This is a genomic window from Streptomyces sp. F63 (assembly GCF_018070345.1).
GTDB lineage: Bacteria > Actinomycetota > Actinomycetes > Streptomycetales > Streptomycetaceae > Streptomyces.
The window spans coordinates 44,640-55,280 of record NZ_JAGPXX010000039.1 but is presented as its reverse complement, the minus strand read 5'-3'; the positions used below and the strand labels follow the sequence as shown (position 1 = coordinate 55,280).

Annotated in this window: 11 protein-coding genes and 2 pseudogenes; 11 read left to right on the top strand and 2 right to left on the bottom strand. The window is 70.8% G+C overall.

The window, feature by feature from the left end:
* Window positions 1-106: 106 nt before the first annotated feature.
* Window positions 107-1,675, bottom strand: a pseudogene (locus KBZ10_RS26415) (RHS repeat-associated core domain-containing protein); the annotation flags it as partial.
* 3 nt (window positions 1,676-1,678) lie between these two features.
* On the opposite strand from KBZ10_RS26415, the pseudogene KBZ10_RS30390 reads away from it, so the two are divergent.
* The 5 genes and pseudogenes from KBZ10_RS30390 to KBZ10_RS26395 form a co-directional block, all read left to right on the top strand.
* Window positions 1,679-1,780, top strand: a pseudogene (locus tag KBZ10_RS30390) (transposase); the annotation flags it as partial.
* A gap of 247 nt (window positions 1,781-2,027) precedes the next feature.
* Window positions 2,028-2,186, top strand: a complete 159-nt coding sequence (locus KBZ10_RS26410) for a hypothetical protein (RefSeq protein WP_210990247.1) — start codon at window positions 2,028-2,030, stop codon at window positions 2,184-2,186.
* Complete coding sequence (locus tag KBZ10_RS26405) at window positions 2,183-2,320, top strand: UDP pyrophosphate phosphatase (protein ID WP_210990246.1); 138 nt, start codon at window positions 2,183-2,185, stop codon at window positions 2,318-2,320. The genes KBZ10_RS26410 and KBZ10_RS26405 overlap by 4 nt, the downstream gene beginning before the upstream one ends.
* 59 nt (window positions 2,321-2,379) lie before the next feature.
* Window positions 2,380-2,778 carry a hypothetical protein gene (locus tag KBZ10_RS26400; protein WP_210990245.1) on the top strand — a complete coding sequence of 133 codons (399 nt, stop codon included), beginning with the start codon at window positions 2,380-2,382 and terminating at the stop codon, window positions 2,776-2,778.
* 154 nt (window positions 2,779-2,932) lie between these two features.
* Window positions 2,933-4,066, top strand: coding sequence for an N-acetylmuramoyl-L-alanine amidase (locus KBZ10_RS26395; protein ID WP_210990244.1), 1,134 nt, complete (start codon window positions 2,933-2,935; stop codon window positions 4,064-4,066).
* Window positions 4,067-4,169: 103 nt separating this feature from the next.
* On the opposite strand, the gene KBZ10_RS26390 is transcribed toward KBZ10_RS26395, so the two are convergent.
* Window positions 4,170-4,799, bottom strand: a complete 630-nt coding sequence (locus KBZ10_RS26390) for a flavin reductase family protein (protein WP_210990243.1) — start codon at window positions 4,797-4,799, stop codon at window positions 4,170-4,172.
* A gap of 479 nt (window positions 4,800-5,278) precedes the next feature.
* On the opposite strand from KBZ10_RS26390, the gene KBZ10_RS26385 reads away from it, so the two are divergent.
* The 6 genes from KBZ10_RS26385 to KBZ10_RS26360 are packed head-to-tail and all read left to right on the top strand — an operon-like array spanning window position 5,279 to window position 10,579.
* Window positions 5,279-6,661, top strand: coding sequence for an ATP-binding protein (locus tag KBZ10_RS26385; RefSeq protein ID WP_210990242.1), 1,383 nt, complete (start codon window positions 5,279-5,281; stop codon window positions 6,659-6,661).
* Window positions 6,658-7,083 (top strand): roadblock/LC7 domain-containing protein, encoded by a 426-nt coding sequence (locus KBZ10_RS26380; RefSeq protein WP_030544724.1) that lies wholly within the window; start codon window positions 6,658-6,660, stop codon window positions 7,081-7,083. The genes KBZ10_RS26385 and KBZ10_RS26380 overlap by 4 nt, the downstream gene beginning before the upstream one ends.
* A gap of 41 nt (window positions 7,084-7,124) precedes the next feature.
* Window positions 7,125-7,439 (top strand): DUF742 domain-containing protein, encoded by a 315-nt coding sequence (locus KBZ10_RS26375; protein ID WP_307847612.1) that lies wholly within the window; start codon window positions 7,125-7,127, stop codon window positions 7,437-7,439.
* Window positions 7,417-8,016, top strand: coding sequence for an ATP/GTP-binding protein (locus KBZ10_RS26370; RefSeq protein ID WP_210990240.1), 600 nt, complete (start codon window positions 7,417-7,419; stop codon window positions 8,014-8,016). The genes KBZ10_RS26375 and KBZ10_RS26370 overlap by 23 nt, the downstream gene beginning before the upstream one ends.
* The gene (locus KBZ10_RS26365) at window positions 8,013-9,464 is read left to right on the top strand and encodes a cytochrome P450 (RefSeq protein WP_307847610.1); all 1,452 of its coding nucleotides are present in this window, start codon (window positions 8,013-8,015) and stop codon (window positions 9,462-9,464) included. Before KBZ10_RS26370 ends, KBZ10_RS26365 begins: the two co-directional genes overlap by 4 nt.
* A complete protein-coding gene (locus tag KBZ10_RS26360) occupies window positions 9,446-10,579 on the top strand; it encodes a cytochrome P450 (protein WP_307847611.1) in 1,134 nt (377 codons plus the stop codon). Before KBZ10_RS26365 ends, KBZ10_RS26360 begins: the two co-directional genes overlap by 19 nt.
* The last annotated feature ends 62 nt before the right edge of the window (window positions 10,580-10,641 follow it).

The window sequence follows — 10,641 nt, the reverse complement described above, 5'->3', positions numbered from 1 at the left end:
CAAGCCCGCTGGACCATGCGCTGGAAAACCGCCCTGAACGCATTCGACATCACCTTCGACGGCCGACTCTCCGCAGCCCGCCAGTAACCCCAACCACCCCGGTTACACCGCTCGTTTGACAGGCCCGAAGGTGACCGTCGATCTCCACGAAGGTGACGGGGTTGCCACCGGTGAACGCGTAACGGTTGCCCGTGTAGGGATCAGCCCCGAGGCGCATGTCGGCGAGGGCGCCGCTGTACATGTCCCGGGTGGTGAAGCGGTTGAGCCCCGGGTCGTAGTCGCGGAACCCCATGTCGTACGTGCCCGAACCGGCGTCCCACCGCTTGGCGTTGTAGCGGTAGGAGTTGTACGGCTCCTTCGTCGGGTCGGCCGCATCAGGCTTGTCGATGCCGGTGAACTCGGACTCGTCGTCCGATCCGTAGGCGGTGTAGCCGTAGGTGGACTTGGTGTTGCCGTCCTTGTCCGTCAGGGTCTCGACGTCGGTGTGCGAGTTGTAGCCGTAGTAGCCGTCCTCGCTGGTGCCGTCGGTGTTGTGCTTGACCTGCGAGAGGCGCTCGCCCCACGGGCTGTACTGGTACGACTTCGTCAGCTCGCCGGCGACTTCTTCACCCAGTACCTCCTCGGACATGCCGAGGTAGGTGAAGTCGGTCGTCTTGCCGTCGGCCGTCTTGGACGCCGTGCGGTCGAGCGGGTCGAAGGTGTACTTCGTCGACTTCAGCGCGCCTGTCTCGTCCATCTTCTGGGACTCGACTACGTGGTCGAAGCCGTCGTACACGCTCCGCTCGATGACCTGGCCGCCCGCAGTGACCGACTCCTGACGACCGAACGGGTCGTAGTTGTAGTTCGCCGTCGCGCCACCACCGGTCGCCGAGAGCAGCCGGTTGCGGTCGTAATCGAACGTCGTGGACGTGCCCTTGACCGACTGGCTGATGACGTTGGCGTTGTCGTCGTGGACGTACGTCTCGGTACCCGCACCGGTGCCGGTCTTGACCGACTTGGCGAGCCGGTCGGCCGGGTCGTAGGTGTAGTCCGTGGTCGACGACAGATACGCCGAGTGATCGTCGGCGTTCATCTTCTTCGCGACGTCCTGCGCCTTGTTCCCGTTCGGGTCGTAGGCGTAGGTGTGCGAGGAGACGAGGGTGCCGTTCGGCTTCTTCTCCGAGGTCGTCTTGACCGTACCGTTGAGGTAGTAGGTGTAGTCGACCGTGTTCTTGTTGTTCTTGGTCTCCTTCAGCTTCTGGCCGCGGTCGGTGTACGCGAACGACGTCACCTTCGGCGCGGCGTCCGCCGCGGTCTTGCCGACCGACACCGTCTTGACCAGCTCGCGCAGGTCGTAGGTGTACTGGGAGAACTGGTCGGGGTGCGTGACCGTCTCCGGCTGACCGTTGGCGTCGTACGTGTACGACGTGGCCTTCTTCTCCTGGCCCGCGAGCGCCTCGGTCACCTTCTGGACCTGGTTGAGGCCGGTGTAGTCGATCATGTAGGCGTCGATCTCCGCGCCGGACGAGGTGTCGTCGATCGAGGTCAGGTTTCCGTTGACGTCGTAGGCGTAGGTGAAGGACTTCTTCTCGGAGTCCGTCTCGCCGGACGTGTCACGGACCAGCTTCACGCCGTCCGCCACGACGGTCCCGCCGCTGTTCTGCTCCAGCTTCAGCTTGGCGTCGTTGCCCTGCTTGAGAAGGAGCAGGGCAGCATGATCCGCCGCTACATCATCTGGCGAAACCGCCATGCCGACGACCGGCGGCTACGCGCCGTCGTCGACAGGGCGAACGTTGCCTGATGCGGCACTAGCAAGCCCAGAAACGACGAGATCCCGTCCGGTCGAAATGATCGGACGGGATCTCGTGAACCGTTCTGGAGCGATCTCAAGAACGGTCCGAAGACCAGAACGGAGGGAACCCGCAGTCTCCGGGCCCGTGGAACCCCGGCGCAGCCGCAGCGACACGCGACGACCTCGCCCGACACTCTTGGGGTTGAACTGATCACCTCAAGAAACAGCGATCACCGCTGACGCATCGAGGCTGACCATGGAGCAGGAGATTGCCGATTCGCTGCAAACCAGGTGGCTGCGCTTCGTGGCCGGCGAGGGAGAGCTCTGGAAAGTGCCATCTCCCACTGCTCTCTGTTTCGATCTTGAAAAGTGGTGGAAACAGCAGGTCAAAGCGGCTCAGGACCTCGACGCTTGAACTGGTTCATGAAGTTCATCACCACCCGGAGCTTCATGCCGTTCGTGATCTACCGGATAGCCCTCGGCGCCGTCCTCTTCGCCCTGATCGCCACCGGCGCGCTCGACCCGCTCGCGGGCGAGTCCGCCGGCTGAGGCGAGGAGGCGCGCGGCGCCGTCCGGCCCAACTCGCCTGCCGCCAGGAGGAGTTGGATGTGACCATGCTCGACACAACTCCCGGGGCACATGGGGTCGCATCCAGTGCAACGAGCCACCCCCTCGCCGCCCTCGCCCTGACCGCCGCGGCCGCGGTGCTGCGCGCCCCCGCGGCCCACGCGAACGAGTCCGAGGCCTACGGGCCGTACGACAAGGCGACCTGCCAGAAGGTGGTGAAGCAGTTGGAGAAGGGCTTCACCTGCCGCCAGATGACGCCGGACGGCGAAAGCGGCTGGTGGGCCCACAAGAGCCGGCCGGCAGCGGCGGAACGGGCCCGGCGGCATGGCCCGGCGGGCCCGTTCCGCCGCCCCGGCGCCCCCGGCCCGGGACGTCCCGCCCCGTCCCCGCGGCACGTTCGCTCCCGCCCTCGGGAGCCCGGGGCGCGTACACCCGCGTGACATGGGCTCCGCCCCACCGCGTGGCCTTCTCCGGATCGCCGGTACGCCCTCGTCTAATGCTCCCGTCAGGTCCCTGGCGCGGCCGCACGCGCCGACCGGACCGGCGGGCCCCGCCTCTCCCCCCGCCGGGACGGTGAACAGAGAGGAACCCCCCATGCATCCCGGCACCCTCCCGCGGAAACGCGGACGCAAGGCCCTGCTCGGCATCGCCACCGCCACGGCTCTCGCCCTCGCCGCCCCCTCCGCCGCCGCGGCTCCGGGGACCGGCCCCGGTCCCGTGAACACGGCCTTCTCGCGGGCCGCACAGGAGTTCGGCGTGCCACGGGACCTGCTCGTGGCCCTCGCCTTCGGGGAGACCCGGCTGGACGGGCACGACGGCGAGCCCAGCCACGCCGGCGGATACGGGGTGATGCACCTGGTGAGCAGCCCCCGGCGGCACACCCTTGAGGAAGCGGCCCGGCTCACCGGCGCCTCCGGGCGGGAACTGCGGCACGACGCCGCGGCCAACATCCGCGGCGGTGCCGCCGTGCTGGAGTCGTACGCGGACCGGACCGGCGTGGACGAGCGGGACCGCGACCGGACCGCCGCCTGGTACCCGGCCGTCGCCCGGTACGGCAGCCCGGACGACCTCCGGCTGGGCCGCTTCTACGCCGACACCGTCTACCGGATCCTGGAGGAGGGGGTGCGGGCCCGCACCAGCGAGGGGGAACCGGTCGTCACCCCGGGGCAGCGGGTGCGTCCCGAACGCGGCCGCTACACGGACGTGCCGCCGCCCGCACCGGAGACCGGGCCGTCCGGGGAGCCGGACACCCGCGGCCCGGACTACCCGCCGGCCCGCTGGGTCCCCGCCCACCGCGGCAACTACCGCGAGGGCCGCTCGGCCGCGATCGACAGGGTGATCATCCATGTCGCCCAGGGCACGTACGCCGGTACCGTCGACTGGTTCCGCAATCCGGCCTCGCGGGTCAGCACCCACTACGTCGTCCGCTCCTCGGACGGTGAGGTGACGCAGACGGTGCGGGACGGCGACACCGCCTGGCACGCCCGCGGCGCCAACCCGCGCTCCCTCGGCATCGAGCACGAGGGCTACGTGGCCGACGCCACCTGGTTCACCGACGCCATGTACCGCGCCTCGGCCGCCCTGACCTCTCATCTCTGCGACACCCACGGCATTCCGAGGGACCGCGAGCACATCGTCGGGCACACCGAGGTGCCCGGCAACAGTCACACCGATCCCGGTCCGCACTGGGACTGGGACCGCTACATGGAGCTGGTGCACGGCGGCTGAGTGCCGCCGGCCGCGCCGGCTCCCGCGGGGCGGGGCCGTCCCGGGCACAGCGCCCCGGGACGGCCCCTCCGCGTCCGGGCCCGTACCGGGGCGCCCGGGCCGGTCAGCCGGCCCCGCCGGAGCGGCCGGGGTCGGCGCGCCACTCGGCGTACGGGATGCGGGTGATCTCCAGCAGCTCACCCATGGTTCCCCACTCGTCCTTGCCGAGCCGGGTGAGCGGCCGCAGCTTCGTGACCTCGGGGTGCCCGTCGACCAGCACGCTGTCGGAGACCGCGGCGTGCACCACGCGGCCGAAGACGACCGTGCTGTCCCCGAGCCGGACGGTGCTGTGCAGTTCGCACTCCAGCGCGACCGGGGAGGCGGCCACCCGCGGTGGCTTGACCCGCGTGCTGGGCTCGCGGGCGATGCCCACGGCGTCGAACTCGCTGATGCCGGGCGGGAAGTCGGTGGATGTGGCGTTGATCTGCTCGAAGAGGTGCTCGGGGGCGAGATTGACCACGAAGGAACCGGTCGCCTCGACGTTGTTGAGGGAGTCCTTGCGGCCGACGGAGGTGAACTGCACGATCGGCGGGTCGATGCAGGAGACGGTGAAGTAGGAGTGCGGGGCGAGATTGTCGACGCCGTCGGCCGACGTCGTGGAGACCCAGGCGATCGGCCGGGGCACGACCACCGCGTTCATGAACTTGTAGAACGGATTCCTGCCGAGGGCGGCGGGATCGAAGTCGATGCGCATGGGCGCAGTATCCCCGGTCCGGGAGGGCAGGCCCGCAGAGGGTCTCCGGCGGTGCGTCCCCGTGTCCCCCGTCACACCGGCCGGCACGGCCGCGCCGCGGGTTCGCCGTCCGTGACCATCACCGGAAGGTGACCTTCCGGATGTGGCCGGTATTCCTCCCGGAACCGTCCGGATCATCCCTCTGTGACGCCCCCGGAACCGGGCCGCGGGCGGCTGTTCAGGCCCTCGCCGGAGCACGGCCCGTCACGGTCCGTCTGCACGCCAACTTCACAAAACCCCTGGCCACTTGGCATGTCGATCCATGATTAAGATGATGAACACATCACGCTTCCGTGGCGGACGCCGACAGCGGGGCTCATGTGTCCCGTGTGCCGACCGCCGGTGCCCCCTGTCCGGATCCGGACGGGTCCCGTACCGGCGGCGCTCCCGTCGTCGCATCTCCCCCGGTCTTCCCTCGCCCCCAAAGCAACGAGGATCCGATGACTCAATACGCACCGGAGGTGGTCTTCTGGTGCCTTGTCGCCGGTCTGCTCGCCGCCCTGGTCCTGCTGGTCCGCCAGCGGGGGATCACCAAGGCTCTGCGCAGGCACGCGGCAGCACTGGAGGACGGTCTCCGCGCCCGTGACCAAGAGGCCCGGCACCTGGTGGAGGTCCGCCTCCCCGCCATGGAATCCTCGGGGGCCCAGCCGGGCCCCATGCCGGGGCTGCTCCACGACCGGCTGGAGGGCACCTCCTTCGCCGAGAGCCTGCAGACGGTGATCGACCTGTTCACCGGCGCCGCCGACCGGGCCCGGACCCGCGCCGACCAGTCGGCCAAGGCCGCGCTCAAGTCCTCGATGCGCGCGCTGCAGGGGCTGGCCAACGAACAGCAGCTCGCCATCACCGACATGCAGGACCACCACGACAACCCGCACGTTCTCCAGGACCTGCTGGAGATCGACCACGCCAACGCCCAGTTCGGCCGGCGTGCCCAGGGCATCGCGGTGCTGTGCGGGTCCTGGCCGGGACGGCAGCGGGCCGCCTCCTCGCTGGTCGACGTCGTCCGGGGCGCCAAGGGCCGGATCCGGGACTACCGCCGGGTGGAGGTCCACGCGCAGGTCGACCTGGCCGTGGTGAGCCGGGCCGTGGAACCGGTGGTGCTGGCCGTCGCCGAGCTCCTCGACAACGCGGCACGCCACTCGCAGCCCAACACCCAGGTCGAGGTGACGCTCCGGGCCGCGCACAACGGCACCGCCATCGTGATCGACGACGCCGGCGTCGGCATGGACGACCGGGAGATCCAGAAGGCGACCCTGCTGCTCTCCGGCCGGCAGGACATCGACATCAACCGGCTCGGCGACCCGCCCCAGTTCGGCTTCGCCGTGATCGGCGTTCTCGCGGCCCGGTACGGGTTCAGCGTGTCCGTCGACACGCAGTCACCCTACGGGGGTGTCCGGGCCGTGCTGTTCCTCCCGAAGGAGCTGCTCACCAGCGTGATCACCGAGACCCCCGACGCGGCGGGCGAGCAGACCGGTCCCGCGGCGGCCGGCCCGGGGCCCGCGCCGGCCGCCGTGACCGCCGAGCCCGCACCCGCTGCCCCGGCACCCGCTCCGGCACCGGCCCCCGCCCCGGCCGCGCCCGCGGAACCGGAGGACCCCGAGCCGGCACCCGCCTCCACGGCCCTCGGCCTGCCCAAGCGCCGGCGCCGGGAGCCCGTACCGGAGCACGTGGCCGCCACCCGTGCCCCCGTGGCGCAGCCGGGCGCCGAGCCGCCCCCGGCCCGCCCGGCCCAGGAAACCGCTTCCCGCATGGGTGCCTTCGCTCGCGGCACCCGTTCCGGCCGTCTCTCCTCCCCGGATGATGAAGGGACCCCCCAGCGATGAATCCCCGTACGGCCAATGAACTGGGCTGGATGCTCGACGAGGTCCTCAAGGTGCCGGAGGCCCGGCACGCCATCCTGCTCTCCGCGGACGGCATGCTCCGGGCCCACTCCGAGGGCATCACCCGCGACGAGGCCGACCGGCAGGCGGCGGCCCTCTCCGGACTCCAGTCGATCAGCCGCAGCACGGCCGAGTTCTGCGCCCGGGACGAATCCCCGTGGCAGCAGACCCTCGTCGAGTTCTCCAGCGGCTACGTCTTCCTGATCGCCGCCGGCACGGGCGCCTATCTCGCGGTCTCCGCCTCCCCGGACGTGGACATGGAGGCCGTCACCTACCGCATGCACAAGCTCGTCGACCGCCTCGGCAAGGAGCTGACCAGTCCGCCCCGGCACGACGCGGTGTCCCACGCCGGCGGCCCGGCGTGAGCCCGCCCCGCAGGAGGGAGCGGGGACTCGTACGCCCGTACGTGGTGACGGACGGCCGCGCGCACCCGACGCGCAACACGCTGGATTTCGTCACCCTCGTCATGGCGATGAACGACCGGCCGCTGGGCGGGCTGAGCCCGGAGAAGAAGCGGCTGATGGAGCTCTGCCGCGGCGGCGCGCTGTCGGTCGCCGAGGTGGCGGGCCATCTGGAACTGTCGGTCAGCGTCGTCAAGGTGCTGCTCAGCGATCTGATCGACAGCGGCCACATCACCACCCGGGCTCCCGTCCCCAAGGCTCAACTCCCCCAGGCCCAGCTCTTGCAGGAGGTGCTCGATGGGCTCCGCGCTCGCCTCTGACCACGTCTATCTCCCGGATACGGTCAGCACCGCGGCCAAGATCCTGGTCGTCGGGCACTTCGCCGTCGGCAAGACCACCTTCGTGGGCACCCTCTCGGAGATCCGGCCGCTGCGCACCGAGGAGACGCTGTCGGAGGCCGGTGCCCACGTCGACGACCTCGCCGGGGTCCCGGAGAAGTCCACGACCACCGTGGCCATGGACTTCGGCCGGCTGACGCTCAGCGAGGAGCTGGTGCTGTACCTCTTCGGGGCGCCCGGGCAGAAGCGCTTCACCCGGCTGTGGCGGGACATGACCCACGGCGCGCTGGGCGCGCTGGTGCTCGCCGACACCCGCAGGCTCGACCAGTCCTTCGACGTCATGGGGCTCCTGGAGGAGCACGGCGTGCCCTACGCCGTGGCGGTCAACCGCTTCGACGACGCCCCCTCCTACCCCGACGCGGAGATCCGGGAGGCCCTCGACCTGCTCCCCGAGACGCCCCTGGTCACCTGTGACGCCCGGGACCGGATCTCCTCCACGCACGCCCTGATCGCACTCGTCCAGTACCTCCAGACCCGTCTCGCGCAGGAGCACATGTGACCACTCATCCATCCGGGTCCGACACCCAGGCCCCGCCCCCGGGCTGCCCGGCGCACGCCGGGGGGACCGGCGCGAAGCCGGCCGCCGGCGGGGCCGGCAGCGGGATCGAGCGTCTCTACGGCCCCGAGTTCGCCGCCGACCCGGCGGCCGCCTACGCGCGGCTGCGGACCTACGGCCCCGTCGCCCCGGTGGAACTCGCCGAAGGCGTCGAGGCATGGCTGGTCACCTCCTACGAGGGGGCCCTGGACGTGCTGCGCAGCCCGGAGCGGTTCTCCAAGGACCCGCGGCGCTGGCGGGCCCTCGCCGACGGGACCGTCCCGCCGGACAGCCCGGTCGTCCCGATGATGATGTACCGGCCGAACGCCCTGTGGACCGACGGAGCCGAGCACGCGCGGCTGCGCGGAGCGATCACCGACAGCCTCGACCGGGTGGACCCCAACGCCCTGCGCGGTTACGTCGAGCACAGCGCCGACACCCTCATCGACCGCTTCGGCCCCCGGGGCGAGGCCGATCTGCTGGCCGAGTACGGCGCCCGCCTCCCGCTGCTGGTCTTCGAGCGGCTGTTCGGCTGCCCGTCCGACATCGGTGCCAAGCTCGTCGAGGGCATGTCCGGGATCTTCGACTCGGAGGCCGACGCGGAGAAGGCCAACCAGACCCTCCTGGAGGGCGTCGCCGGGCTGGTGGCCCTCAAGCGGGCGGAGCCGGGACCGGATGTGACGTCCTGGATGATGGCCCATCCCTCGGCGCTCACCGACGAGGAGATGATGCAGCAGCTCGTCCTGCTGATGGGCGCGGGTACCGAACCGCAGCAGAACCTCATCTGCAACGGCCTGCTGCTGCTCCTCTCCGACGACCGCTTCGCCGGCGATCTCGCGGGCGGCAGCATGCCGGTCGAGGACGCGCTCGACGAGGTGCTGTGGCACGACCCGCCCATGGCGAACTACTGCGTCCACTACCCGCTGCACGAACAGGACTTCGGCGGCCACACGCTGCGCCCGGGAGAACCCGTGCTCGTCAGCCTGGCCGCGGCGAACACCGATCCCACGCTGGTCTCCGAGCGCCGCGGCGGCAACCGCGCGCATCTCGCGTGGAGCGCCGGGCCGCACGGCTGCCCCGCCAAGGACCCCGCCCGGCTGATCGCGGCCGTCGCGGTGGAAAAACTTCTCGATCGTCTTCCGGATGTCGAACTCGCAGTCGGGGTAGAGCAGTTGAGTTGGCGTCCGGGGCCTTTCCACCGGGCGCTGGCCGCTCTTCCGGTTCGTTTCCCCCCGGTCGCCTCACCCGCGGTCGCGGACAAGAAAAATGGAGACAGTGGATGGACACCACAACCCGCCCCGTCGTCATCGATCCTTCCGGCAGCGACATCCACGGTGAGGCAGCCCGCATCAGGGAGCGGGGGCCGGTCACGCTGGTGGAACTCCCTGGCGAGGTGGTGGCGTGGGCAGTAAGTGACCCCGTCCTGCTCAAGGAACTGCTGACCGATCCGCGGGTCTCCAAGGACCCGCGGCAGCACTGGCCGGCCTGGATCAACGGGGAGATAACCCCGGAGTGGCCGCTGTTCACCTGGGTCGCGGTGACCAACATGTTCACCGCCTACGGTGCCGACCACCGGCGGCTGCGCAAGCTCGTCGCCCCGGCCTTCACCGCCCGCCGGACGTCCGCGCTCCGGCCCCGGATCGAGGAACTGGCCTCGGGCCTGCTCGACCAGCTCGCGGACCGGCCGGCGGGCGAAGTGGCGGACCTCCGGGAGGAGTACTGCTACCCGATCCCCATCCAGGTGATCTGCGAGCTGTTCGGCGTCGAGGACGAGGGTATGCGGGACCGGTTCCGCACCCTCGTGGACAGCATCTTCAACACCACCGCGGACGCGGCGGAGGTGGCCGCCACCTTCGAGGGCATCCATGTGCTGCTCAGCGAACTGGTGGCCCTGAAGCGGCGCGAGCCGGGCGACGACATGACCAGTCTGCTCATCGCCGCACGGGAGGAGGACGGCTCCCGGCTGACCGAGCCGGAGCTGATCGACACCCTGCTGCTGGTGATCAGTGCCGGGCACGAGACCACGGTCAACCTCCTGGACAACGCGATCCACCTGCTGCTGACCCACCCGGAGCAGCGGGCCCTGGTCCGCGAGGGCCGGGCCTCCTGGGACGACGTGATCGAGGAGGCACTGCGCGTGGAGTCCCCGGTGGCGAGCCTGCCGCTGCGCTACGCGGTCGAGGACATCCGGGCCGGTGACGTCACCATCAAGAAGGGGGACGCGATCCTCGCCGCGTACGCGGCGGCCGGGCGCAACCCCGCGGCACACGGCGCCGACGCGGACCGGTTCGACCTCGGCCGGGTGGACAAGGAGCACCTCGCCTTCGGGCACGGCGTGCACTTCTGCCTGGGCGCTCCGCTGGCCCGGCTGGAGGCGCAGATCGCGCTGCCGGCTCTCTTCGAGCGCTTCCCGGACCTGGAGCTGGGCTGCGCGGCGGACGAGCTGCGGCCCGTGGCGTCCTTCATCTCCAACGGCCACCGCAGCCTGCCGGTCCGGCTCCGCGGGGCCGGGAACGGCGCGGGCTGAGGCCCGGGGGCGGCATCCGACGGCCCCGTGCGTCCGGCCCCGGCCGGACGGGCGGGGCCGTC